Annotated in this window: 23 protein-coding genes; 13 read left to right on the forward strand and 10 right to left on the reverse strand. The window is 66.3% G+C overall.

The window, feature by feature from the left end; all coding sequences use genetic code 11:
- The first annotated feature begins 61 nt into the window (after positions 1-61).
- The 6 genes from VME63_RS15315 (at position 62) to VME63_RS15340 (ending at position 9205) form a co-directional block, all read left to right on the forward strand.
- Positions 62-2185, forward strand: a complete 2124-nt coding sequence (locus VME63_RS15315; protein WP_325434219.1) for a bifunctional (p)ppGpp synthetase/guanosine-3',5'-bis(diphosphate) 3'-pyrophosphohydrolase — start codon at positions 62-64, stop codon at positions 2183-2185.
- Between the two features lie 337 nt (positions 2186-2522).
- Positions 2523-4226: a hypothetical protein gene (locus VME63_RS15320; protein WP_325434220.1), complete on the forward strand. Its 1704-nt coding sequence runs from the start codon at positions 2523-2525 to the stop codon at positions 4224-4226.
- Entirely contained in the window at positions 4223-5062 is an 840-nt protein-coding gene (locus VME63_RS15325) for an SDR family oxidoreductase (RefSeq protein ID WP_325434221.1), read from the forward strand. The genes VME63_RS15320 and VME63_RS15325 overlap by 4 nt, the downstream gene beginning before the upstream one ends.
- 135 nt (positions 5063-5197) lie before the next feature.
- Complete coding sequence (mrcB, locus tag VME63_RS15330) at positions 5198-7531, forward strand: penicillin-binding protein 1B (RefSeq protein ID WP_325434222.1); 2334 nt, start codon at positions 5198-5200, stop codon at positions 7529-7531.
- 2 nt (positions 7532-7533) lie between these two features.
- Positions 7534-8067, forward strand: coding sequence for a tetratricopeptide repeat protein (locus VME63_RS15335; protein ID WP_325434223.1), 534 nt, complete (start codon positions 7534-7536; stop codon positions 8065-8067).
- A gap of 4 nt (positions 8068-8071) precedes the next feature.
- A complete protein-coding gene (locus VME63_RS15340; RefSeq protein ID WP_325434224.1) occupies positions 8072-9205 on the forward strand; it encodes a prephenate dehydrogenase in 1134 nt (377 codons plus the stop codon).
- A 13-nt stretch (positions 9206-9218) separates the two neighbouring features.
- On the opposite strand, the gene VME63_RS15345 is transcribed toward VME63_RS15340, so the two are convergent.
- Complete coding sequence (locus VME63_RS15345) at positions 9219-9608, reverse strand: MAPEG family protein (RefSeq protein WP_325434225.1); 390 nt, start codon at positions 9606-9608, stop codon at positions 9219-9221.
- Between the two features lie 116 nt (positions 9609-9724).
- Between VME63_RS15345 and VME63_RS15350 the strand changes: the two genes are divergently transcribed.
- Together VME63_RS15350 and VME63_RS15355 are read left to right on the forward strand one after the other, a co-directional pair.
- Positions 9725-11692 carry an ATP-dependent DNA helicase gene (locus VME63_RS15350; protein ID WP_325434226.1) on the forward strand — a complete coding sequence of 656 codons (1968 nt, stop codon included), beginning with the start codon at positions 9725-9727 and terminating at the stop codon, positions 11690-11692.
- 141 nt (positions 11693-11833) lie between these two features.
- A complete protein-coding gene (locus VME63_RS15355) occupies positions 11834-13267 on the forward strand; it encodes a sugar porter family MFS transporter (protein WP_325434227.1) in 1434 nt (477 codons plus the stop codon).
- A 77-nt stretch (positions 13268-13344) separates the two neighbouring features.
- On the opposite strand, the gene hemE is transcribed toward VME63_RS15355, so the two are convergent.
- From hemE to VME63_RS15375, 4 genes are all read right to left on the reverse strand, one after another.
- Positions 13345-14415: a uroporphyrinogen decarboxylase gene (gene hemE, locus VME63_RS15360; RefSeq protein WP_325434228.1), complete on the reverse strand. Its 1071-nt coding sequence runs from the start codon at positions 14413-14415 to the stop codon at positions 13345-13347.
- Positions 14416-14679 carry a WGR domain-containing protein gene (locus VME63_RS15365; protein ID WP_325434229.1) on the reverse strand — a complete coding sequence of 88 codons (264 nt, stop codon included), beginning with the start codon at positions 14677-14679 and terminating at the stop codon, positions 14416-14418.
- Between the two features lie 382 nt (positions 14680-15061).
- Positions 15062-16168, reverse strand: a complete 1107-nt coding sequence (aroB, locus tag VME63_RS15370; protein ID WP_325434230.1) for a 3-dehydroquinate synthase — start codon at positions 16166-16168, stop codon at positions 15062-15064.
- On the reverse strand, positions 16165-16707 hold the full coding sequence (locus VME63_RS15375) for a shikimate kinase (RefSeq protein WP_325434231.1): 543 nt from the start codon (positions 16705-16707) through the stop codon (positions 16165-16167). The genes aroB and VME63_RS15375 overlap by 4 nt, the downstream gene beginning before the upstream one ends.
- A 292-nt stretch (positions 16708-16999) precedes the next feature.
- On the opposite strand from VME63_RS15375, the gene VME63_RS15380 reads away from it, so the two are divergent.
- Positions 17000-17836, forward strand: coding sequence for an NAD-dependent epimerase/dehydratase family protein (locus VME63_RS15380; protein WP_325434232.1), 837 nt, complete (start codon positions 17000-17002; stop codon positions 17834-17836).
- Here VME63_RS15380 and VME63_RS15385 read toward each other — a convergent pair.
- Positions 17809-18606 (reverse strand): response regulator transcription factor, encoded by a 798-nt coding sequence (locus tag VME63_RS15385; RefSeq protein ID WP_325434233.1) that lies wholly within the window; start codon positions 18604-18606, stop codon positions 17809-17811. The two genes, VME63_RS15380 and VME63_RS15385, sit on opposite strands and share 28 nt — an antisense overlap.
- 355 nt (positions 18607-18961) lie before the next feature.
- Positions 18962-19792, reverse strand: coding sequence for a kinase (locus VME63_RS15390; protein WP_325434234.1), 831 nt, complete (start codon positions 19790-19792; stop codon positions 18962-18964).
- 41 nt (positions 19793-19833) lie between these two features.
- On the opposite strand from VME63_RS15390, the gene pdxH reads away from it, so the two are divergent.
- The 3 genes from pdxH to VME63_RS15405 are packed head-to-tail and all read left to right on the forward strand — an operon-like array spanning position 19834 to position 21711.
- Positions 19834-20421, forward strand: a complete 588-nt coding sequence (pdxH, locus tag VME63_RS15395) for a pyridoxamine 5'-phosphate oxidase (protein WP_325434235.1) — start codon at positions 19834-19836, stop codon at positions 20419-20421.
- 10 nt (positions 20422-20431) lie between these two features.
- Complete coding sequence (locus VME63_RS15400) at positions 20432-20872, forward strand: secondary thiamine-phosphate synthase enzyme YjbQ (protein ID WP_325434236.1); 441 nt, start codon at positions 20432-20434, stop codon at positions 20870-20872.
- Positions 20873-20892: 20 nt separating this feature from the next.
- The gene (locus VME63_RS15405) at positions 20893-21711 is read left to right on the forward strand and encodes a cobalamin-binding protein (protein ID WP_325434237.1); all 819 of its coding nucleotides are present in this window, start codon (positions 20893-20895) and stop codon (positions 21709-21711) included.
- Between the two features lies 1 nt (position 21712).
- On the opposite strand, the gene VME63_RS15410 is transcribed toward VME63_RS15405, so the two are convergent.
- From VME63_RS15410 to proC, 3 genes are read right to left on the reverse strand one after another with little or no spacing between them, the layout of a single operon-like run.
- A complete protein-coding gene (locus VME63_RS15410; RefSeq protein WP_325434238.1) occupies positions 21713-22267 on the reverse strand; it encodes a hypothetical protein in 555 nt (184 codons plus the stop codon).
- A gap of 7 nt (positions 22268-22274) precedes the next feature.
- Positions 22275-22868, reverse strand: coding sequence for a YggT family protein (locus VME63_RS15415; RefSeq protein WP_325434239.1), 594 nt, complete (start codon positions 22866-22868; stop codon positions 22275-22277).
- Positions 22869-22871: 3 nt separating this feature from the next.
- Positions 22872-23693 (reverse strand): pyrroline-5-carboxylate reductase, encoded by an 822-nt coding sequence (proC, locus tag VME63_RS15420; protein WP_325434240.1) that lies wholly within the window; start codon positions 23691-23693, stop codon positions 22872-22874.
- 448 nt (positions 23694-24141) lie between these two features.
- Here proC and VME63_RS15425 point away from each other — a divergent pair, with 448 nt between their 5' ends.
- On the forward strand, positions 24142-25179 hold the full coding sequence (locus tag VME63_RS15425; protein WP_325434241.1) for a type IV pilus twitching motility protein PilT: 1038 nt from the start codon (positions 24142-24144) through the stop codon (positions 25177-25179).
- The last annotated feature ends 5 nt before the right edge of the window (positions 25180-25184 follow it).

A 25184-nucleotide genomic window follows, 5' to 3' on the forward strand; every position in this document is an offset into this window, starting at 1 on the left:
CGTTATGCTGGTCGTCCGCCCGGCATGATGCGCATGCCGCGACACCAAGGGAACACGCAACATGGTTCACGCCACCACCACCGCTGCCGGGCACTTCGCGGCGTGGCAGTCGCGTGCGGGCTCGCTGCCCGCCTCGCTGGCCGACGTGCTGGCGGTGTGCGCGCACAATGGGGTGAACGAACGCGAGTGCGGCGACGTGCTCGATCTGCTGGCCATGCTCGGCTGCGACGCAAACACGCAGGCGGCGGCGCTGTGGTTCGACATCGCCCACCGCCACCCGCCCGTGTGGGAGCAGCGCGGCCCGGCACTGGGGGACGAATTACAGCGCCTGGTCGCCGGCCAGATGGCGGCCGAGCGCGTGTGGGCGCTGCACGCGCAGCGGCCGCCTGAGGGCGGCTCCGAAGGGCTGCGGCGGTTGCTGCTGGCGATCATCCGCGACCTGCGTGTGGTGTTCATCCTGCTGGCGCGCCAGTTGGCGCGGATGCGGGCGGCCGCCACGCTGCCGGAGAACGAACGGCAGGAGCTGGCCCGGCTCACGCGCGACATCCATTCGCCGCTGGCCAACCGGCTCGGTATCTGGCAGCTGAAATGGGAGCTGGAAGATCTGGCCTTTCGTTATCTGCAGCCCGATACCTACAAGCGTATCGCCAAGCTGCTGGACGAGCGCCGCGGCGACCGCGAGGTTTTCATTCGCGAAACCTTGGGTGAACTGGGCGAGGCCTTGCTCCGCGAGGGCATCCGTGCGGATCTGGCCGGGCGGCCCAAGCACATCTTTTCGATCTGGAAGAAAATGCAGCGCAAGGCGCTGGAGTTCTCCGATCTCTACGACATCCGCGCCGTGCGCGTGCTGGTGGATTCGGTCGCCGATTGCTACGGCGCGCTTGGCGTGGTGCATGCGTTATGGCCGCACCTGCCGGGCGAGTTCGACGACTACGTCGCGCGGCCCAAGAGCAACGGCTATCGCTCGCTGCACACGGCGGTCATCGGACCGCATGGCAAGACGCTGGAAGTGCAGATCCGCACGCACGACATGCACCACGCCAACGAGCTGGGCGTGGCGGCGCACTGGCGCTACAAGGAAGGCGGCAGCGGCGACGCGGATTTCGAGGCGAAGATCGCCTGGATGCGCAAGTTGCTGGAGCCGCGCGGCGACGAAGGAGAACTTGCCGCAGAGTTGCAGACCGAACTGCTGGAAGACCGCGTCTACGTGCTCACGCCGCGCGGCGAGGTCATCGATCTGCCGCATGGCGCGACGGTGCTCGATTTTGCCTACCACGTGCACACCGAGGTGGGGCACCGTTGCCGCGGCGCCAAGGTCAACGGCCGCATCGTGCCCTTGACGCACCAGCCGCACAGCGGCGACCGCGTGGAAATCCTCACCGCCAAGGTTGCCGAGCCCAGCCGCGACTGGCTGTCGGTGCACCATGGCTATCTCAACACCAGCCGCGCGCGCGACAAGGTGCGCGCATGGTTCCGCCGCAGCGCGCACGAGGCCAATCTTGCCGCCGGGCGCGCGTTGTTCGAGCGCGAACTCAAACGCCTGGCGATGCCGGATGCGGAGATGGCGAAGTTGCCGGCATTGTTCAATCTGCAGACGCACGACGAACTGCTGATTGCGCTCGCGCTCGGCGAAATAAGCCCCGGCCAGGTGGCGCGCGTGCTGCAGGAATCGCAATGGCCGCCGGAGCCGCCCAGCGTACCGCTGGCCGCCCGGCCGACGGTGTTCGATCACAGCGCGATCAGCATCGAAGGCGTGGGTAACCTGCTGACGGTGTTGGCGCGTTGCTGCCAGCCACTGCCGGGCGACCCGGTGCGCGGTTTCATCACGCGTACGCGCGGCGTATCGGTGCATCGCGCCAATTGCACCAGCCTGGCGCGGTTGGCGCGGCGCGACCCTGATCGGGTGATTGAGGTGAGCTGGGGGCAAGCCGCAGCACAGGCGTACGAGGTGACGATCCAGCTCAATGGCTATGACCGCAAGGGTTTGCAAAAGGATGTCGTGGGGGTGATCAGCAATGCCAGCGTAGGCATCATCGCTTCCTCCAGCCGGCTGTTTGCGCGGACGGGGGAGGTCGAGATGCGCTACACGTTGCGCGTGCGCGACTTCGAGCAGTTGTCGGCGTTGCTGGACCGGCTGGTGGCACTGCCCAATGTCGTGGAGGCGCGCAGGGTGGGGGCTGGGTAGCGGCTGCCTTGCCCGCCGAGGCGTGAGTCGGGGCCGGGCTTGCTGACCGGGCATCCTGCCCTGACGAATTTGGCATCGGCATCCATGCCGATGCTCCAGTGAGCCTTATCGTCCCCAGTCCACTCGCCGCCTGCGGGGCCCGGAAAGCGCAGCGCCCTTTGTGCGCATTTTCAGAAAAGCCTAAAGAGCAAGGGCCAAGGGCAAGGCCCAGGCCCAGATGCTGGCGCACGTGGCGCGCGCCTTGTCCTTGCCGCCAGTTGAACGCAACTTCCTGTCGTCAGCGCGGCCGCGTGGGGCGATGTTAAGCTCCATGCCTTCACCTGACAGCTCACGAGCCATGAGCGGAAATCGCGATCTCAACGACCCCGGATATTCAGGCCGTACCGAACCCAAGCTGGGCGATCTGGATCATCTGGACCGCCCTCGCCCGTCGGCAGAATCCCATGACGATCTGCCGCGGATGAAGGTCGATCCGGGGTACCGCCGCCCTGCGCCGCGCAAACCCAAGAAGAGCGGTCCGGGCTGGCTGATGCCGTTGCTGATCGTGGCGTTGCTGGCGGTCATCGCAGGGTTGTGGCTCAACCAGAATCGCCTGCGCGGCCTGGTGCCGCGCACGGATTTCGACGATGTGCTGCATCGCGCCCAGGTCGCTTTGCAGCAAGGCCACCTGGATGGCACCGACGGCACCAGCGCGCGCGAGCTGTTCGAAGCGGCGCGTGCGCTCGAACCGGATAACGACAGTGCGCGGCAAGGTCTGAACGACGTGGGGCGCGCGGAGATCGCACGCGCCGACGCCGCCTTGCAGGCCGGACATCTGGATGACGCCGAACAGGCGTTGACCAATGCGCGCGAATTGCTGGGCGGCGGCAGCGATGTCGATCGCCTGAGCCAGGCCATTGCCAAGGCGCAGGTCGCGTCGGGCGAAACGGCCAACCTCATCGCGCAGGCGCAGCAGGCATTGAGCGACGGCAAGCTCGATGGTGCGGACGGCGCGGCGGCGCTGTACCAGCGCGTGCTGACGGCCGATCCGGACAATGCCGTGGCGCGCCATGGCATGGACCAGGCGGGCGACGCGATGGCGGCGCAGATCCAGAAAGCGCTGACGGCGAACGATCTGGCCACCGCGTCGGCAGGCGTGGATCGTCTGGCCGCGCTGCTCCCCAACTATTCACAGTTGCCGGCGCTGCGCGCATCGCTGTCGGCGCTGCAGGCGCAGGCTTCCGGTGCACTGAACGATGCCATCAATCAAGGCAACGACGCTCTGCGTGCCGGCCGGGTCGTGGGCGATGGCGACGACACGGCGCTGGCGCATTTCAAGGCGGCGCTGGCGATCGACCCGAACAACGCGCAGGCCAAGGCCGGCCTGGGTCAGGTGGCCGAAGCCTTGATCGTGCAAGCCAATGCCGCCACCGACAGTGGCGATACCGACCAGGCCAGGCGCTTGCTCGACCAGGCGCAGGCGCTGGCCCCCGGTTCGGCGGACCTGGTCGCCGCGCGCGCGCGACTGGGCCAGCCTGTCGCACCGGTGCAAGGCGGCAATCCCGTGCAAGGCGCCAATGGCGATACCGTGGCCACCACGGCGACGATCACCTTGTCGCCACAGCAGCAGTCGCAGGTTGCCAACATGGTGCAGCGGGCGCAGTTGGCCGAGCAGCGCGGCGACATCATGTCGCCGCCGGGCGATTGCGCTTATGACCTTTATCGCGGCGCACTGGCCATCGATGGCAACAATCAGGCCGCGTTGGCGGGTTTGCAGGGGCTGTCCGGCCGCGTGCAGCAGCAGTTCAACCAGGCACTCAATGCCGGCAACCTCAACAAGGCCGGCAATCTGTTCGATGCGCTTAGCAATCTTTCGCCGGGCGATGCCGGCTTGCTGCGCTCGCGCCAGCGGCTGGCCGACGCATGGCTGGACCAGGCCGAGCAGCAGCTCGATAGCGGGGACCGCAATAACGCGGCCTTGTCGCTGGAACAGGGGCGCAAGCTGATGCCGAACGATCAGCGCGTACAGCAGCTGACGGTGCGCATGCAGGGCGGTGGATGACCGTACTGGTCTTCGGTGCGAGCAGTCAGGTCGGGCACTATCTGCTGCCGCTGCTGAGCGCACGCGACGAACCGGTGGTGGCCTTAAGCCGCCTGCCGCACGAGGACAGCGCCGGCGTGACCTGGATGACCGGGAGCCTTCCCGGCGAAGTGCCGGCCGTGCCGTCCGTCTCGGCCATTTTCAGCTTTGGACCGTTGTCGTTGCTGGCCGCGTGGTTGAGTCGCGCCGATCTGCCGCACGCGCCGCGCATCATCGCCACCAGTTCGATGAGCGCGGAAAGCAAGCGCGCGTCGGACGTTCCCGCCGAGCGCGAACTGGCGCAAAGCTTGCGCGATAGCGAAGCCATGCTGGCCGCCGCCTGCTCGCGGCACGGCAGCGATTGGACCGTATTGCGACCGACCCTGGTCTACGGCGCGGGTCTGGACAAGAGCCTTACGCCGATCGCGCAGCGCGCCATGCGCACGCGCTTGTTTCCATTGCCGGCCGGGCGCGGCCTGCGTCAGCCGGTGCACGCCCAGGATCTGGCGCGCGCGGCGCTGGCTGCATGCGACACCGCGGCGGCGGCGATGAAGATTCTTGCCATCGGCGGCGGCGAGCGGTTGCCGGCGCGCGACATGTTCGCCAGAGTGCGCCGCAGCTTGCCGGTGGATACCGTGCCGCTGCCGCTGCCCGCGTGGTCGTTGCGGCTGGCGCGCCGGGGCGTGCCGGGTTTGCGCGGGCCGCTGGGCCGGCTGGAGGTCGATCTGATCGCCGACAACGCGGAGATGACGCGCCTGCTGGGCATCCAGCCGCGCCCGTTCCGCCCGGATGCCGACTGCTGGCGTGCGCCGGCGTGATTTGCCCGCGCCAGGGCCGTCAGATGCCCGTGTTATGCCATGGACGCGGCGCCAGCATTCATCCGGGCGCCGGGTGGCGGGCCCTATGATCCGCTTCGTCCCGATCCGCCCCTTCCTGACCTGGATACTCCCGCGTTGGACTTTCTGAGCCGAATTCGATCGATCGCCAGCGCATGCTGGCCGTGGTTGCGTATTCCCTTTTGGATTTGCACAGGCCTGCTGTTCGGCTTCGTGCTGCCTTATTCGCTGATCCTGGACAAGCGCGTGCAGGATCGCTTCTCCGATCTGGTTTTCGCCGTGCCCACGCGCGTGTATTCGCAGCCGCTGCGATTGGCGCCGGATGTGCCGATGACGCCGGCCACGCTTGAAGTGGAACTGACCTTCGCCGGCTATGTCGCCGACGGCCACGGCCAGGTGCCCGGCAGCTGGGCCAGGCAGGGCGGCAGCTACTTCATTTCCTCGCGCGGCTACGCCGGTCCCGATGGCGGCGAATTGCCCAAGCGCATCCGCGTGACGCTGGGACAGGGCAAGGTACTGTCGGTCACCGATCTCTCCAGCGGCAAGACGTTGCGCGAAACCCATCTCGATCCCGCGCGCATCGCCACCGTGTACGGCGCCAGCCAGGAAGACCGCCGCATCGTGCAGTTGAACGACGTGCCGCCCTTGCTGATCACCGGCTTGCAGGCGGTGGAAGACCGCGACTTCAAACACCACATCGGCATCGACTTCACCGCCATCCTGCGCGCGGCGTTCGCCGACCTGCGCGCGGGCCATACCGTGCAGGGCGCGTCCACGATCACCCAGCAGCTGGTGCGCAATCTGTTCCTGACCCGCGACCAGAACATGCAGCGCAAGTTGAACGAGGCGCTGATGTCGGTGCTGCTGGAGATGCATTACAGCAAGTCGCGCATACTGGATGCATACATCAACGAGGTATTCCTCGGCCAGCAGGGCAGCCAGGCCGTGCGCGGTTTTGCCGCGGCGTCGGAATTTTATTTCGGGCGGCGCCTGGAATACCTGCGTCCGCAGGAGATCGCCTTGCTGGTGGGGCTGGTGAAAGGACCCAGCCAGTTCGACCCGCGCCGTTATCCCGACCGTGCGCTGGCGCGGCGCAATCTGGTCCTGGATCAATTCGCAAGCACCGGCCTCATGACCCCGGATCAGGCGAACGCCGCCAAGGCCACGCCGCTGGGCGTCATTTCGGACGGCCAATTGCCGCATGATCGCTTCCCCGCCTTCATGCAGCTGGTGCGCGCGCAGATCACCAACGATTTCGACGAAGAGACGCTGCGAAAGGGCAACCTGTCGATCTTCACCACGCTCGATCCGGCCACACAGCTCTATACCGAGCAGGCCATCAGCACCGCGATCAAAAACCTCGGCAAGCGCGGTGACGATACGCAGGCCGCTGCCGTGATCACCGATTCGAAGACCGGCCACGTACTGGCGGTCGTCGGCAGCAAGTTCCCCGGCGACCAGGGCTTCAATCGTGCGCTGGATGCGCAGCGGCCGATCGGCTCGACCATCAAGCCGTTTGTCTATCTGGTGGCTTTGACGCAACCGGAACGCTGGAACCTTGCCACCGAGCTGGACGATTCGCCGATCAGCATGCGCCAGCCCGACGGCACGCCGTGGACGCCACATAACGACGACAACCAGAGCCACGGCATGGTGCCGATGGTGGATGCGCTGGCGTATTCGTGGAACTTGGCCACCATCCACCTGGGCCTGGACGTGGGCGTGCCGCGCATCAAGGCGTTTTTGGATTCCTTCGGCCTCACCACCATCCAGCCTGGTCCTTCGCTGCTGATTGGCGCGATCGACCTGGCGCCGATCCAGGTCGCGCAGCTTTACCAGTACCTGGCCTCGGACGGTCATGCACTGCCGTTGCTGGCAGTGAGCGGCGTCGTCGACGGCAACGGTCGCACCATCAAGCGCTACGAAGTGCAGAGCGGGCCGGGCGAATACCAGCCGGCGGTGCGCCTGGTGACGTGGGCGATGCAACAGGTAACGACCTACGGCACGGCCCATTCGCTGGCCGAATCCAGCCTCGCCTCGCTGCACACCGCAGGCAAGACGGGCACCAGCAACGATCTGCGCGACAGCTGGTTCGCCGGGTTCACCGGCGACCGCCTGGGCGTGTTCTGGATGGGTCGCGACGATAACAAGCCCAGCCATCTGTTCGGCGCCACGGGCGCACTGCGTGCCTGGCAGGAACTGTTCCGTAAATTGCCCACCGAGCCGCTGCCCGCCGCCCCCGGCGAAGGGCTGGAGATGGCCTGGATCAACCCCGCCGATGGCAAGCGCAGCGACCCCGGATGCGAAGGCGCCAAGCAGGTGCCGGTGATCGCCGGCTCGCTCCCGGCCGATACGGAGGGGTGTTTCTGGCAAAAGGTGGGTAATCTCTTCAGTTCCGGTTCCAGCACTCCCGCGCCGGCCGATACCCCCGCACCCACCACCCGAGAATGACCATGCCGTTCCGATCGTCTGTGTTCCGCACGCCCTTGCTGCCCGCCGCGCTGGCAACTGTCCTGCTGGCCGCCTGCGCGCAGCCGGCACCGGAAGCGCCCAAGCCGCCGGTGAAATCCAACGCCGCGATGGTGGCCGAGATCCAGGCGGCAGGCGAGCGCGACAAATCGGTGATCAACGTACATCCGCTGGTCGATCCTGCCATCGCCGCGCTGCAGGCCGGCGCGCGCGACGATGAGCGCAGCGGCCAGTACGGTGCCGCGGCCGTCAAGCTGGACATGGCGCTCAAGCGCAATCCCCAATCGCCGGACGTGCTGCAGGACCGTGCCGAATTGGCCGTCTATATGGGCAATTACAACATGGCCTCCAAACTTGCGCAGCAATCGTGGACGCTGGGCTCCAAGCAGGGGCCGCTGTGTGCACGCAACTGGCAGACCATCGTGGAGATCCGCGAGCACGCTGACGATACCGCCGGCGCGCAGCAGGCCAGCAAGAGCGTGCGAGCCTGCCGGGAACCCGGTATCCAGCGTTACTAAGCCCATGAAGGCCGCACCAAGGATCGGGCTGGTCGGCAGCCACGGGGCCTACGGACGCTGGCTGCGCCGTTTCTTTGAGCAGCGCATGGGGCTGCGCGTGTTCGGCCGCGATCCCGGCAGCGAGGACGAACTCTCCGAACGCGCGTTGATCGAGGCGGTCGACGTGCTGGTGTTTTGCGCGCCGATCCGCCAGACATGCTCGATCATTGGCCAATACGTGCAACAGGCCGATGGCCGCGAGCGCGGACAATTGTGGTTGGACGTCACCTCGATCAAGGCCGCGCCGGTCGCGGCGATGCTTGCCTCGCAGGCCGAGGTGGTGGGCCTGCATCCGATGAGTGCCGCGCCCAAATCGGCCACCTTGCGCGGACGTGCGCTGGTGGTGTGCGAAGCGCGCGTGGCCGGTTGGCGTCCGTGGCTGGAACAGTTTCTCGCCGCCAGCGAAGCCGATTGCGTGCGCGCCGACGCCGAGCAGCACGACCGCGTGATGGCGCTGGTGCAGGGCATGGTGCATGCCACGCATATGGCGCAAGGCGCGGTGCTGCGCGAGCTGGCGCCCGCCGTGGGCGATCTGGACGGCATCGGTCCGTTCGGTTCGGTGGGCTACGAACTGGACGTCGCGGTGACGCGCCGCATCCTGGCGGGAAATCCGGCGATCTATCAGGACATCCAGTTCGAAAATCCGCACGTCGCGCCGATGCTCGAGCGCCTGGCCGCGCAACTGGATACGCTGCGCGACCTGGTGCGGCGCGGCGACGATGCGGCGCGCCGGCAGCTGCGCGAGCAGTTGCTCGATCAAAGCCGTGCGTACATGGGCGATCGCGCGGTGGCGGAAGGCAGCTACGCCTTCGAGCGCGTGGGCTATCTGCTGGCTGATTTGCGCGAGCCGCGTTTCATCAGCGTGTTCCTGCCGGTGGACCGGCCCGGTTCACTGCGTGCGCTGTTGTCCGTGTTCGAACAGCGCGGCATCAATCTCGATTCGATTCACTCCTCGCGCAGCGCCGACGGCGAATTGCTGTTTCGCATCGGCGTGGATCGGCACTGCGCGATCGACTTGTTGCGCGACGCGATGGTTGCGATCGCGCGCGAAGGCATCGGCCGCGTCGTCGACGCGGCCGGCGTGGAGCGTGTCGCCTGATGGCCTGGGCGAATCAGAACAGCGGCACGACCAGCATGACGATACCTACGACGCTCACCGTCCAGATCAGCGTGCGTACATACGGAATGCCCAGCACATAAATCGGCACGTACACCAGCCGCGACCAGAAATACAGCTGCGCGCCGAGCGCGGTCATGGCAGTGTGACGCTGCAGCAGGTATCCGATCGGCACCGCCGCCGCGAAGAACGCGAACGTTTCCATCAAATTGGCGCGGGCGCGATCCAGCCGGCCGGGAAGGCCGTCCATTGGGGGCAACACCTTGTCACGCGGGCTGGCGGCAAAACTCAGTCCGCGTTGCGCGACCATGCCTGTCGTGGCGATGGCGACCTGCACCAGGCCTAGTGCGACACTCCAGATCAGCATTTGCAGCTCGACGTTCATGGGCGTTGTTCCTGATGGCGTTGATGTGACGGACGGTATATGTCTACAGCGGTTTGCATCGGCCCCGGAAGGTTACACTGGTTTCCCGCGCGGCGATGCTGCGCGATACTGCCGGGATGATCGACTCCGAAGACATCGGCGCCTTGCTCGGCGCCGACGGCCCGTTCGCCCGCGAGTTGCCCAATTTCGCCCCGCGCCCGGCGCAGCAGGCGATGGCGCGCGCGGTCCAGCACGCCATCGCCGAATGCGAAACGCTGATTGCCGAAGCCGGCACCGGCACAGGGAAAACCTATGCCTATCTGGTGCCCGCGTTGCTGTCGGGCGAACGGGTGATCGTGTCGACCGGTACCAAGGCGCTGCAGGATCAGCTGTTCTTTCGAGACCTGCCCAAAGTGCGCTCGGTGCTGGGGGCGCGCCTGAAAACCGCGCTGCTTAAAGGCCGGGCCAACTACCTTTGCTTGTACCGGCTCGACCAGACCGTGCGCGAAGGCGCCAGCATGGACCGCCCGCAGGCCGAGCAGCTGGCGACGATCCGCGCCTGGTCGGCGCGCACGCGCCGTGGCGATCGCATGGAACTGGCCGAAGTGCCGGAAGATTCGCCCTTGTGGCTGCGTGTTACCTCCACCCCGGAAAACTGCCTCGGCGTGGAATGTCCCTTCTATGAGGGGTGCCATGTGGTGACGGCACGGCGCGAAGCGCAGGAAGCGGACCTGGTGGTGGTCAACCATCATCTTCTGTTTGCCGACCTTGCCTTGAAGCAGGAAGGTTTCGGCGAAATTCTGCCGGGCGCGCAGGCTTTCATCCTTGACGAAGCGCATCAGATTCCGGAGCTTGCCGGCCAGTTCTTTTCGCAAAGCCTGAGCGCGCGCCAGCTCACCGAACTGGCACAAGATGCGCTTTCCGAATGCAACGGCATGACCGGCGCGATCGGTCTGTTGCTCGAACCGGTCCAAGCCCTGCAGGAAGCGGTGCGCAAGCTGCGCCTTACGCTCGATCCGTTGCCGCCGCGCGGCCCCTTCGGCGATCTGCTGCAACGCGAGGGCGCGCAGCCGGGTCTGCGCGATGTGAGCGATCTGCTGGCCGCGCTGACCGACGTACTCGCCTCGCAGGCCGAGCGTTCGCGCGGTTTGATGAATGTGCACGAGCGCGCGGCAAGCCTGACCGAACGCCTTGATCGCATCATCGAAGAACATTCCGCGCAGGACGTACGCTGGTACGAACTGTTTCCGCGCGGCTTCGCGCTGCATGCCACGCCGCTGGACCTGGCCGCGCCGCTGCGCGCGATGCGCGAGCGCACGCAGGCCGCGTGGATTCACACATCCGCGACGTTGTCGGTCGCCGGGCAGTTTGGTCACTTCGCGCGCCAGCTCGGTCTGGACGATCCGCAGACACTAAGCCTGGAAAGCCCGTTCGACTACGCGCGGCAGGCGTTGTGCTACATGCCCGACGGACTGCCCGATCCTTCCGCGCGCGATCACACCGAACGCGTGATCGATGCGGTGCTGCCGGTGTTGCAGGCCTCCGACGGCCGCGCCTTCCTGCTGTTCACTTCCCACCGCGCTTTGCGCCGCGCGGCCGAGTTGCTGACCGATCGGGTGCCCTGGCCGCTGTATGTGCAAGGCACGGCGCCGCGGCATCGCTTGCTGGAGGAGTTTCGCGCCAGCGGCCACGGCGTGCTGCTGGGCGCGGCGAGCTTCTGGGAAGGCGTGGACGTGGCCGGCGATGCGCTTTCGGTGGTGGTGATCGACAAGCTGCCCTTCGCGGCGCCGGACGATCCGGTATTGCAGGCGCGGTTGGAAGCGCTGGAGCAAGCAGGCGTCAATCCTTTTATGGGTTGGCAGGTGCCCTCGGCGGTGATCGCGCTCAAGCAGGGCGCCGGCCGGCTGATTCGCGACGTGCACGACCGCGGCGTGCTGGTGCTGTGCGACCCGCGCCTGACCAGCAAGGGCTATGGCCGCTTGTTTCTGGCCAGCCTGCCGCCGATGCCGCGTACGCGGGATCTTGCGCAGGTGAAAGCGTTCTTCGAACACGCACCCCACGGGGTTGCCGATGCGGCGGACGCCGCGGCTCGTGGTAGCTTCTAGGGCCTGTTTACCCTCTTGCAGCGCGGGCCACGCCAATAGGGTAAACAGGCCCTGGCCTGCATACGTATTCAGGCGGACAGCGCGCAGGCACGCACGCAGAATCGGCAACCACTTGGCACCATCATGCGGGGAGCATGATCCATGAATCTAGATACGAATACGCAGGCCGCCCAAGGCGAGGATTCGCATACCACCGCGCGCGTGGTGCTGATCGCGGCGGCGGCGGCGATCGGCGGATTTCTGTTCGGTTTCGACACGGCGGTGATCAACGGCGCGGTTGATGCGGTGCGTCATGGTTTTGGCCTGGGCGCGGGGGAGATCGGTTTTGCGGTGTCGTGCGCGTTGCTCGGTTCGGCCGTGGGCGCCTGGTACGCCGGGCCGCTGGCCGATCGCATGGGCCGCGTGCGCACCATGCAGGTGGCGGCGCTATTTTTGGTGATGAGCGCGATCGGTTCGGCACTGGTGCACGGCGTGGGCGATTTGATGCTGTGGCGCGTGGTCGGCGGTATCGGCGTGGGCATGGCCTCGGTGATCGCGCCGGCCTACATCGCCGAAGTGTCGCCGGCGAACGTGCGCGGGCGGCTTGGCTCAATGCAGCAGTTGGCGATCGTGCTGGGCATTTTCGTGGCCTTGCTCAGCGATGCATGGCTGGCCGGCACCGCCGGCGGCGCATCGAAAGTGCTGTGGCTGGGCATGGAGGCGTGGCGCTGGATGTTCCTGGTCGCCACCGTGCCGGCGCTGATGTACGGCGTGCTGGTGCTGGGCGTGCCTGAGTCGCCGCGTTACCTGGTGGCGCGCGGACGCCTGCCGGAAGCGCGCGCGGTGCTGGCCAAAGTGCTGGACATGCATAACGACGCCGCGCTGGATGCCAAGGTCAACGACATCGCGCACAGCCTGCACTCCGAATACCGCCCTGCGCTGCGCGATCTGCGCGGGCCGCGCGCGGGACTGTTGCCGATCGTGTGGACGGGCATTTTGCTGTCGGTATTCCAGCAGTTCGTCGGCATCAACGTGATCTTTTATTACTCCTCCACGCTGTGGCATTCGGTGGGCTTTAGCGAAGCCGATTCGTTCACCATCACCGTGGCGACGTCCATCGTGAACGTGCTGGTGACCCTGGTGGCCATTGCGCTGGTGGACAAGATCGGCCGCAAGCCGCTGCTGTTGATCGGCTCGGCCGGCATGGCAGTCACGCTGGGATTGATGGCCCTGTGTTTCTCGCAGGCCAGCGGCAGCGGCGCGAACCTCAGCCTGCCGCCGCCGTGGGGCATGGTCGCGCTGGTGGCCGCCAATGCCTATGTGGTGTGTTTCGGCTTGAGCTGGGGGCCGATGGTATGGGTGCTGCTGGGTGAAATGTTTCCCAACAGCATTCGCGCGATTGCGCTGGCGGTGGCGGCGGCCGCGCAATGGTTGGCGAACTTCGCCATTACCAGCACCTTCCCGTGGCTGGCGCAAATCGGGCTGAGTTTTGCCTACGGCCTGTACGCGCTGTTTGCGTTGCTGTCGCTGGTGTTCGTCATGCGTGCGGTGCGCGAAACGCGCGGCATCGAATTGGAAGACATGCGCGCTTCGTGAGCGCGCGACGGATCGGCACGGAGCGGGCCATGCCGCTCCGTGTCCTGACGCGGTCGTTTGGTTTATGCGGCGAAGGGTCAGCGCGCGTGCAGGCTGCGGCTGTACTCGTGCACTTCATCCACCAGCACCTTGACGTGTTCGGGGTCGACCTCGGGCGTGATGCCGTGGCCAAGATTGAACACGTGGCCGGGGTGGGCGCCGTAGCTGTCGAGCACCTTGCGCACTTCGCGGCGGATGATCGGCGGACTCGCACGCAGCACCGCCGGATCGAGATTGCCTTGCAGCGCCACTTTGCCGTTCACCGTGCGGCGCGCATCGGCCAGGTCCATGGTCCAATCCACGCCCAGCGCGGCGCAGCCGGTATCGGCCAGCGCGGCCAGGTGCGCGCCGGCACCCTTGGAGAACAGGATCAGCGGCACCTCGCGCGTGCGATCGTCCACCTTCAGCGCTTGGACCACGCGCGTCAAATAGCGCAGCGAAAACTCGCCGAACGCGGAAGGGCTGAGCAGGCCACCCCAGGTATCGAACACCATCAGCACCTGTGCGCCGGCGGCCGCTTGCGCGATCAGATAGGCCGAGACCGATTGCGCCAGGATGTCGAGCAGCGTATGTGCCAGTGCCGGTTCGTTCCAGCACATGGCTTTGGCACTGGCGAAATCGCGCGAGCCTTCGCCTTCCACCATGTAGCAGGCCAGCGTCCACGGGCTGCCGGAGAAGCCGATCAGCGGCACGCGGCCGTCCAGTTCGCGGCGGATGACGCGCACCGCGTCCATCACGTAGCGCAGTTCGGTTTCCATGTCCGGCACGCCCAGCCGCGCCACGTCCGCGTGCGTGCGCACCGGGCGGGCGAAGTGCGGGCCTTCGCCCTGCGCAAAGGACAGTCCCAGGCCCATCGCATCGGGAATGGTAAGGATGTCGGAAAACAGGATCGCCGCATCCAGATCGAAGCGGCGCAGCGGTTGCAGCGTCACTTCGCAGGCCAGTTCGGGGTTCTGCGCCAGCGCCATGAAACTGCCGGCCTTGGCGCGGGTGGCCCGGTATTCGGGCAGGTAGCGGCCAGCCTGGCGCATCACCCAGACGGGCGTGGTGTCGGTGGGCTCGCGGCGCAGGGCGCGCAGCAAGCGATCGTTCTTTACGAGTGAATTCATTTATCGGCGTCCGTACGGGCCGTCTATGCCCTGGGCGAACATCACGCGGAAACCGCGCTTGAGCTGGGCGTCGCGTACTTTTTCAAAGGCGGCGATGGCCTCATCGCGTTCCAGGTACTGATCGCGCTTGAGCGTGGCGCGGCCACCCTGGGTTCCCGATTCGCGGTAGAGCGTCCAGCCGCCGAGCAGATCCTGCTCCAGCACGATCTGGACATAGCGTGGCGCTTCGGCCGAGGCGGGCATGGTTTGCAGATACAGGCGCATGGCGTCCACGGTTGAACGGTGCGGCTGTCACGCCGCAGAAACAACATTCTAGGGCCTGTTCATGCCATTGGCGTAGCCCGCGTTGTGTTTGAGTGGCTGTCAGGTGGCAGTGCGTGGCAACCGACGGCTGCCAAGCCAAGCCGCGCTGCTGCATGGCGGCCATTGAAGCGCAACCGGCAGGGCTCGGTCTTTTGTCTACCATCTGTCGTCATCGCTCAGTCGTGTACGGGCGTGCACACCTGCGCGCTTCCTTGGCTGGCACGCAAACAGCGGGCCACGCCAAGCGGGTAAACAGGCCCTGGAGGGTCGGCGCGCCGCTAGCGAGGGTTTCCATGGCTGCGCGCCAGTTCGGGGCGCGTTCGCGCGTCCGGGCAAAAGCGGGTCAGCCCAGGCCCCGGGTGGCCTCGTTCAGCACGGCCAGTACGTCGGCTTCGTTAACGCCCGCGACGATTTCGGCGCGGCCGATGCCGCGCCAGAGGATCAGCCGCAGCGTGCCGGCGATGTTTTTCTTGTCCAGACGCATCAGGGCGAGCAATTGCTCGGCGTCGAATCCGGCCGGCACGGCGGTTGGCAGACCCACCGCTTGCAGCAGCCGCTGCATGCGTTGCGTGTCGGCGGCGCCGCTCATGCCGAGCCGCTCGGACAGACGTCCCGCCAGCAGCATGCCAACCGCCACACCCTCGCCGTGCAGCAGGGCGGTGTAGTGGCCGGCGGTTTCCAGTGCATGGCCGAACGTGTGCCCGAGGTTGAGCAGGGCGCGTTCGCCTTGTTCGGTTTCGTCGCGCGCCACCACGCCGGCCTTGTAGCGCACCTTGGCGGCGATGGCGGCCGTCAACGCCGTTTCCTCGCGCGCATTCAGGGCCGGGGCGTGCTGTTCCAGCCAGGCGAACAGTTCGGCGTCGCCGATCGCCGCACCTTTGATGATTTCGGCCAGGCCGCAGCGGTATTGGCGATCGGGCAGGCTGTCCAGCGTGCCGATGTCGGCGACCACCGCGCGCGGCTGATGGAAAGCGCCGACCAGGTTCTTGCCCGCGGGCAGGTTCACGCCAGTCTTGCCGCCGACGGAGGAATCGACCATCGACAGCAGCGTGGTCGGGATCTGGATGAAATCGATGCCGCGCATCCAGCAGGCGGCGGTGAAACCCGCCAGATCGCCCACGACGCCACCGCCGAGGGCGATGACACACGCATCGCGGGTGGCGCCCAGCGCGGCCAGTGCTTCCAGCGCGAGGCCGACATTATGGAAACTCTTGTGCGCTTCGCCGTCCTCGATCAGGAACTGGGACCAGTGCAGCCCTTCCAGGCCACGCGCGATGCGTTCCAGGTACAGCGGCGCCACCGTGCGATTGCTGATCACCAGCGCATGCCGGCCGCGCAATGCGCTGCGCCAGCGCGCATGATTGTCGAGCAGGCCGCGCCCGATCCATACCGGGTAGCTGCGTTGGCCCAGTGCGACGTCGATAGTTTGCCCGTTCGGTTGGTCAGTCATGCGGCTTGCCGGTTCCAGTGTCGATCGATCAGCGCCACGCAGCGCTCGGTAGCGGCGGCAACGCCTTCGTGTTCGCCGCCGTGGGGCACGATGAGGTCCGCGATGTTCTCGTACAGCGCGGTGCGCGCAGCGGCCATGCTTTGCAGTTTTTGCCGGCGATCGGCATCGGCCAGCAGGGGGCGCGAGGTGTCGTGTGCCAGGCGTTGCAGTTGCACGGCCACGGTAACCTGCAACCATATGACGAAGCCGCGTTCGGCCAGATGCCGGCGATTGTCCGGGTCGAGCACGGCGCCGGCGCCGCTGGCCAGCAGCACGCCGCGGCGGCGGCTACATTCGTCCAGGATCGCCGCTTCGCGCCGGCGAAAGCCCGCCTCGCCCTCGACGTCGAAGATCCGGCTGACCGGCACGCCGGTATGGCGCTCGATTTCCTGGTCCAGATCCAGGAACGGCATGCCGTAGCGGATCGCCAGTTGCCGGCCGATCGAAGTCTTGCCGGCGCCGGTCGGGCCGACAAGGAAGAGGTTGCACGAAGGATTCATGCGTCGAGTCTAGGGCCTATTTACACTACGGGCGTGGCCCGCGCCGAAAGCTGTTTGCCCGCCAGCCAAGGAAGATCGCAGGCGTGTACGTCCGTACACGGCTAAGCGATGACGCAGGATGGCGGGCAAACAGACCCGGCCCTGCGGGTTGCGTTGCAATGGCCGCCATGCGGCAGCGCGCGGCTTGGCTTGGCAACCAGCCAAGCCGGCGCCACGCACTGCCACCTGACAGCCACTCCAACGCAACGCGGGCTATGCCCGTAGTGTAAACAGGCCCTAGCAAGGTGGATAGATGTCCGAACGAGTGTTGATGGCCGGATGCGGCGACCTGGGGCAACGCGTGGCGGCGTTGTTGCTGGCGCGCGGCGATGAGGTCTACGCGCTGCGGCGCAACCCGCCCGCGCAGGGTGGCTCGCCGGTGCAGTGGCTGCGCGCGGACCTCACGCGTGCGCAGAGCATCCCCGAGCTTGCCGCGCCCATCACGCAACTGGTTTATCTGCCCGCGCCGGACGCGCGCGAAGAACAGGCCTACCGCGCCGTTTTCGTGGCAGCCCTGGGCCACCTGCTGCGGGTTTTGCATGGACATCCACTAAAGCGCGTGCTGTTCGTGTCGTCCAGCGCGGTGTACGGCGAGCACGGAAGCGATTGGATTGACGAGGACACGCCGCCGGCGCCGTTGGGTTTCAACGGCAGGGTGTTGCTGGAAGCCGAACACCTGTTGTCCGGGCAAGCGGTGCCTTCGATCGTGCTGCGGCTTGCCGGCCTGTATGGACCGGGTCGCCTGCAACTGCTTGAGCGTCTGCGCGCGGGAAGCGCGTGCGCGCCGCGTACACCCGCGCATTGGGCCAATCGCATCCACGTCGATGATGCAGCGGCGGCGATCGCGCACCTCTTGCACCTGCGCGAGCCGCAAGCCTTATACCTGGGCGTGGACGACACGCCGTTGCCATTGCACCAGCTGTACGGCGAGCTGGCCGAACGCATCGGCGCGCCAGCGGTGCCCGATGGTCCGGCACCGCCATCCATCGGCAGCAAGAAACTCAGCAACGCGCGCCTGCGCGCCAGCGGATTTCGCTTGCAATGGCCCGATGCGCGCCAGGGCTACGCCAGCTTCCTCGACGCGGACTGAGCCGCGTCGAGGGCGCCCTCCGGCATGCCTTCGGCCGGTAGAGACATGGCCTCGGCGGTTGTGCTGACCGGTTGCGAGGTGAGGTTGGCATTGACGCCATACATGATGAGGTCGGCATCGCGCCGGATGCCCAGCCTGCGCATGGCGCTCATCTTCTGGGTGCTGATGGTCTGCTTGCTGCGGTGCAGGCGCTCGGCGATTTCGCTGACGGTGTAGCCGGATACGTACAGCCGCACCACTTCCAGCTCGCGCTGGGTCAGCCGGCTGATCGGCGGCACGGTGGAATCGCCGCTGATGCGATGCGTTTTCACGATGGTCTCGATGGCCGGCGAGTAATAGCGCTTGCCGCTGAGTGCGGCGTACAGGCTGCCTGCGACGTAGACCAGCGAATCGGCCTTGCTCAGCACGCACTGGACGCCTTGCATCATCAGCGAGCGGATGATCGCCGGATTGCTCATCATGGTCAGCGCGATCAGCCGCACGGCCGGAAACCGGCGCTTGAGGAAGCCGAACAGGGCGATCCCGTCGCCGTAGTTGCCGCCGGGCATGGTGTAGTCGGAAACGACCACGTCGACCGGGTGCTTGTTCAGCAGATCGACCAGCTCGGTGGAGTTGGCCGCCTGTCCGACGACGGTGACGTCCAACTGCTTTTCCAGTTCGTAGGCCAGGCCGGCAAGCAGGAGGGGGTGGTCGTCGGCGATGGCGACCCTGACCGGGCGGCCATGAATGGAGAGCGGTTCGAAAGGGGTAGAGGTGTGCGGTAGGTCCATGGGAACGACATTCGGCTGCTGTATCGCGGGTGGTAATCCGCCCTTTGGCAGCCGTCGTCGAAACATCGCATGGGGCGCGTCGAACCACGGGGCTGGGCCAGGACGTGTTGGCGCCCGCGCCGGACAATGGGGAAGCAGGCGGCGGAGCGGACTTGCTGAAAACCCCGCATCTTTTCCTTGCCGGGTTCAGCGAGACCGATTATGGGTGGGCAAACAGACGCCACCAATCGTTCTGTTCCTAAAAGCATCGCCGATTTCCAGGCTCGGAGGATCGGGCAAAAAAGCCTCGGGCGACGTATGACCCGGCAGATTGCCCCGCAGTGCGCATGCGCCGCTCGGCTGCCGGCTGATGATCTCAGCTGTGACTGAGGCCGGTAACGTGGTGCCGGGTATCGTATTCCACGCAGGTATCGGCCAGCACCGGCAGGGTGGCTAGCGCGTGCCGGCTGAGGCGCTCGAAATGGGCTAGAAAACGGAGCATGGCCTGCGCATCCATGGCCAGCGGCGCGCCCCGGGCCAGCAGCTCTTTCTCTGTTTCGCTGCGCCAGCGGCGGATCACCTCCCAATTGGGCGCCTGCAGCACGATCAGCGCATCGAGCTTGCGCCACAGCGGCTGGTAGGCCCGCAGTTGCTTGTTGACCCAATGGCGCCAGCGCCCGTCGGCGTCCTCGGTGCGTTCGAGTTCGTTGACCGGCGGCTCCAATGCGCTTTCCAACTGCGGGCGCAAACCCAGCGCCCATCCTTCCACGATTACCAGGCGCGGCGGACGAATCACCCGCGGCCACTTGGAGGGCGGCATGCGCGTGTCGCGCCCTTTGTCGAAGCGGGGCCATGTGACGGGAAGTTTTTCCGATGCATGGGGAAGCGCGGCAAGCACCGACAGCAGCAGTTCGATTTCGTGCGTGCCCGGCACGCCGCGCGTCTTGAGCAGCGGATGGATCTGGTGGGCGAGCGCCTCGCGCTCGCTGCGCGAGTAGTAGAAATCGTCCAGCGAAAGCACTTCGGTGGGCCAGTCACGATGTTCGGCCTGGATCTTGAGTACGCGCGCAAGCGTGCTTTTGCCGCTGCCCTGCAAACCCGACAGGCCGAGCACGTACGGCCGGTGAGTCCGCGCGATGCGGCCGGCGTAATGATCCAGCAAGTGCCCGGCGAGGGCCTGATTTTGCGTGCTAGCATCCTCCGTCATCGCCTCAATCATGACGTGAGCCCGCCACGATTCAAGCCCCTATGCTGAAACCTGAGATTCTTGACACTTTCAATACATTGCTGGATCAGGCCGTCGCCAGCGGCGATCCGGAGCCGACCGCCATGAACCTGTCCAGCGTGGATGCGGCCGGGCGCGTAAGTTCGCGCATTGTGCTGCTCAAAGGAGCCGATCAGCGCGGATTCCGTTTCTTCACCAACTACCAGAGCGACAAGGGCGTGCAGATGGATGCGCACACGCAGGTGGCTCTGTGCTTCCACTGGAAGCGTCTGCGCGAAGGCGTCCAGGTGCGCGTGGAAGGCGTGGTGCGCAGGCTGCCGGCGGAAGAATCCGATGCCTACTTTGCCGGCCGTCCGCGTGGAAGCCAGATCGGCGCCTGGGCCTCGCAACAATCGCAGACGCTTGCGCAGCGGGAAGTGTTCGAGCAGCGCGTGGCGCATTTCGAGGAGCAATTCGCCGGACGCGAGGTGCCGCGGCCGCCGCACTGGGGCGGCTACATGGTGGAGCCGGACATGGTGGAGTTCTGGTATGGCGCCAACTTTCGCCTGCACGAACGGGTGCGCTGGGACCGCCACGGCCAGACGTGGACCAGCCGGCTGCTTTACCCCTGAGGAATCTGCCATGAGCCGCGCCACCACCGCCGAACATGTCGCACAGAACGGCTTTACCGTGCACACGCGCGGGCGCGGCTTCAGCGAGATTACCGAACAGGTCGCCCAACGGGTTGCGGCCAGCGGCGTGCAGGTGGGCATCGTCAACATTTTCACCGCGCACACCAGTTGCTCGCTGCTGATCAGCGAAAACGCCGATCCGGCGGTGCGTGCCGACCTGGAGCGCTGGTTTGCCCGTGCCGTGCCCGACGGCGACGCCCTTTTCCAGCACGACGCCGAAGGTCCCGATGACATGCCCGCGCATGTGCGTTCGATCCTCACCGGCGTCAGCCTCACCATTCCCGTGCATGGCGGCAAGCCGCGGCTAGGCACCTGGCAGGGCGTCTATCTGTGGGAGCACCGCAGGGATCCGCATCAGCGGAAGGTGACGGTCACCGTGCTCGGCCACTGACTTTCCGCTTCAGGCTTCACATGACAAGCTCCGCATCACGCGACTGGTTTCCCCAACGCATCGTCTGCCTCACCGAGGAACCCACCGAAGTGCTCTACGCCCTGGGCGAGGAGCACCGTATCGTGGGCATTTCCGGCTTCACCGTGCGTCCGCCGCGCGCGCGCAGGGAGAAGCCCAAAGTGTCGGCCTTCACCAGCGCCAAGCTGGGGGAAATCCAGGCCCTGCAGCCGGATCTGGTGATCGGTTTTTCCGACATCCAGGCGGACATCGCGCGCGAACTGATCCGCGCGGGCGTGGAGGTGTGGATCAGCAATCATCGCAGTGTCGAGGGCATCCTCGCCTACATCCGCCGGCTGGGCGCGATGGTGGGCGCCCACGAAAAGGCCGAGCAGTACGCACAGCGCGCCCAGGCGCACCTGGCCGAGGTGCGCGCGGCGGCCGCCGCGTTGCCGCGCCGGCCGAAGGTCTACTTCGAGGAATGGGATGAGCCGATCATCACCGGCATCCGCTGGGTGGCCGAGCTGATCGGTATCGCCGGCGGCGAGGACGCCTTCCCGGAACTCGCGCGCGAGCCGCTGGCCAAGCAGCGCATCCTGGCCAATGGGGATGAAGTGGTGCGGCGCGCGCCCGACATCATCCTCGGTTCGTGGTGCGGCAAGCGCTTTCGCCCCGAGCGTGTCGCGGCGCGGCCGGGTTGGCAGGCGATGCCGGCGGTGCGCACCGGCGACCTGTATGAAATCAAGTCGCCGATCATCCTGCAGCCGGGACCCGCGGCCCTGTTCGACGGACTCGATGCGATCCATGCGCGGATTGCCCAATGGGCGCAACGCCAGGGTTGATTCAGCGGCGCGGGTGACCGGGCAGGCACGGCGCGGCGATCCGTGCAAGCGCACGGCTTTGCGCCGCGTCCGGTGCGAAAGTCGCCGCGAGCGGTGGGGTCTGGATGTTGTCGCTCGCTTGGATCCAGTCGAGCTTGACGCCGGGCTTGCCGAGCGCCTGGGCCACTTGCACCGCCGTCGTGGCGCTGCCGGGCGAGGCGGCGATGCCGAACACGAACGTGCCGGCCACCTCGCCGCCGTACCATCCCGCCACAACGGAAGGTGCGAACCGTCGGCCGCCCACCGCAAGCTGCGCGCTGGGCAGGTACGACGCCGGCGCGCGCGGCCCCTCGAAGGCATCGAATGGGAAGTCCGGCGCGCTGTCGGTGCTCAGCATCAGCTGCAGCGAGAGCGCCGCACCGCTGCCTTGCGTGCAGATCAAGGTGAACCATGCCGGATGCTCGCCAGTGGCCGTGGCCACCGTGCCGTGCACGGTGACTTGCGGGGGTTCGGACGGCAGCGCCGCCGCTGTCGCGGACGTCAATAACAGACCCAGCAGCAGCGAGCGCCTGGTCACGAACGCATCAGCCGGGACGTACGAAGTGCACGCCAAGGCCAAGTTCCATGCCAAGATCGAACAGCGGTGCGGCAATCAGGATGCGGGCCAGGACCAGCACGATCATCACGACCATGGGCGAAAAGTCGAGATTGCCCGCCACCAGTTTCCCGCGCAGCGGCCGCAGCAGTGGCTGCACGATGGTGCCGGCGAGCCGCACGATCGGCTGGTACGGATCGGCCGACAGCATGCTCAGCAGCGACCAGCCGAAGATCACGATGATGTAGAACAGCAAGACGAAGTCGAGCAGATCGGCTGCCGCGACCACCAGCAAGCCTGGCAGCGCCAGTATCTGGCCGATCAGCGCGCCGGTCACCACGCGTTCAAGCAGCAGCACCAGCCACACGACCAGCAGCGCGGCGATATTGATGCGTCGCCAATTGGGCAGCACGCGGCGAACCGGCGCCAGTACCGGATTGGTATAGCGATAAACGAACTGGCTGAGCGGATTGTGGAAGTCCGCACGGGTGGCCTCGGCGAGCAGGCGCACCAGGAACAGCGTGGCGAGGGCGCCAAACGCCACCTGGATCAGAAACGACAGGGCCTGGAGCAAATGCGACACGGTTCAATCCTTGTCCAAGGCGTCGGCCAGTTCTGCGCCGCGGCGGGTGGCAGCGGCCACGGCGCGGGCGACCACGCGCGGCAGTTGATCGGCGGCGAAACTTTCCAGCGCAGCCTGGGTGGTGCCATGGGGCGAGGTCACGCGCTGGCGCAGCACCGAGGGTGCCTCATTGCTTTCCACCAGCATGCGTCCTGCGCCCAGGCATGTCTGGGTGGCGAGGATGCGCGCCGTATCGCGCGGCAGGCCTTGCGCCACGGCGGCGTCTTCCAGCGCTTCGACGATGGCGAAGAAGTAGGCCGGGCCTGAGCCGGACAGCGCGGTGACGGTGTCCATCTGCGCTTCGTCCTGGATCCAGCGGGTTACGCCCACCGCATCGAGGATGTGCTGCGCCTGTTCGCGCTGCGGCGGCGTGACGCGCAGGTTGGCGCACAAGCCGGTCGCGCCCGCGCCGATCAACGCCGGGGTATTGGGCATGCAGCGCACGATCGGCAGCAGGTTGCCGAACCAGCGTTCGAGCTGGTCGATACGCACGCCGGCGGCGATCGAGATCAACAAGGGGCGGTTGCGCTGCAGGGTGTCGCGCAGTTCGGCATAGATGGCCGGCATCACCTGCGGCTTGACCGCCAGCACCAGCACGTCGGCGTCCGCCACCGCCTGGCGGTTATCGGCGTAGGTGGCGAGGCCAAATTCGCGGCCCAGCGCCTCGCGTGCTTGCGCCAGGGGCTCGGCCACGCGCAGATTGGCGGCGGCCACGCCGGTCTTGATCAGGCCGCCGATCAGGCTGCGCGCCATGTTACCGCCGCCGATGAATGCAATACGTGTCATGTTGCTTGGGTCCAGCCGGTTCCAGGTGGCATACCTTACCGGAGCCGGCCTCCGCATGGATAAAGTGTGCCCCAGGGATGCTCTGATTCATTCTTCGTAGGCGACACCCGCCCTGTCTGTGCGAAGGCCTGCGCACAGACAGGGCGAACCCCACTTATTGAATTTAAGGAAGGGGTGACATGCCGCCTGCGAAGAATGAATCGGAGCATCCCCTGGGCCTCAGGTTGGTGATCGGGTCGTCAAACCACGCTTGCGCATGGCGGACGCGGCTACGAAATACTGGCCGCCCGCCCATCGCCGCGAGTAGTATCCGGTTAGCTGCAAGGGATAGGGGGAGCGGCGGGGCAGGCATGCCCACGGCCGGTACGTCCATCCGCGGTACTTCACCGTCGTCCTGTTTTGCGGCACGCACTTTTCAAACCGACGATCGGTTGAGGGGATACTTCCGATGGACATCGCCGAACTGCTTGCCTTCTCGGTGAAGAACAAGGCTTCCGACTTGCACCTGTCGGCGGGCTTGCCGCCGATGATCCGCGTGGATGGCGACGTGCGTCGCATCAACATCCCGGCGCTGGATCACAAACAGGTGCACTCGCTGATCTACGACATCATGTCGGACAAGCAGCGCCGCGACTATGAAGAATTCTTCGAGGTCGATTTCTCGTTCGAGATTCCGGGCCTGGCCCGTTTCCGCGTCAACGCGTTCAACCAGAACCGCGGCGCGGGCGCGGTGTTCCGTACCATTCCGTCCGAAGTGCTGACGCTGGACGACCTGGGTTGCCCGAAGATCTTCCGCGAGCTGATCGAGCAGCCGCAGGGGCTGATCCTGGTGACCGGGCCGACCGGTTCGGGCAAGTCGACCACCCTGGCGGCGATGGTCGATCACATCAACAAGAACGAATACGGCCACATCCTCACCATCGAGGATCCGATCGAATTCGTGCACACCTCGCAGAAGTGCCTGGTCAACCAGCGTGAAGTGCATCGCGACACGCACGGCTTCAACGAGGCGCTGCGCTCGGCGCTGCGCGAAGACCCCGACTTCATCCTGGTCGGCGAGTTGCGCGACCTGGAGACCATCCGCCTGGCGCTGACCGCCGCCGAAACCGGCCACTTGGTGTTTGGCACGCTGCATACCAGCTCGGCCGCCAAGACCATCGACCGTATCATCGACGTGTTTCCCGCCGGCGAAAAACCGATGGTGCGCTCGATGCTGTCCGAATCGCTGCGCGCGGTGATTTCGCAGTCGCTGCTCAAGAAAGTGGGCGGCGGACGCATGGCCGCGCACGAGATCATGGTGGGCATTCCCGCCATCCGCAACCTGATCCGCGAGGACAAGGTGGCGCAGATGTACTCCTCCATCCAGACCGGCCAGCAGTACGGCATGCAGACGCTGGACCAGAACCTGCTCGACCTGGTCAAGCGTGGCCTGATCGCGCGCCAGCAGGCGGTCGGTTATGCCAAGAACAAGGAAGTGTTCAAGTAAGACGG

Origin of the sequence: Dyella sp., assembly GCF_035503745.1 — a bacterium.
Taxonomy (GTDB): domain Bacteria; phylum Pseudomonadota; class Gammaproteobacteria; order Xanthomonadales; family Rhodanobacteraceae; genus Dyella_B.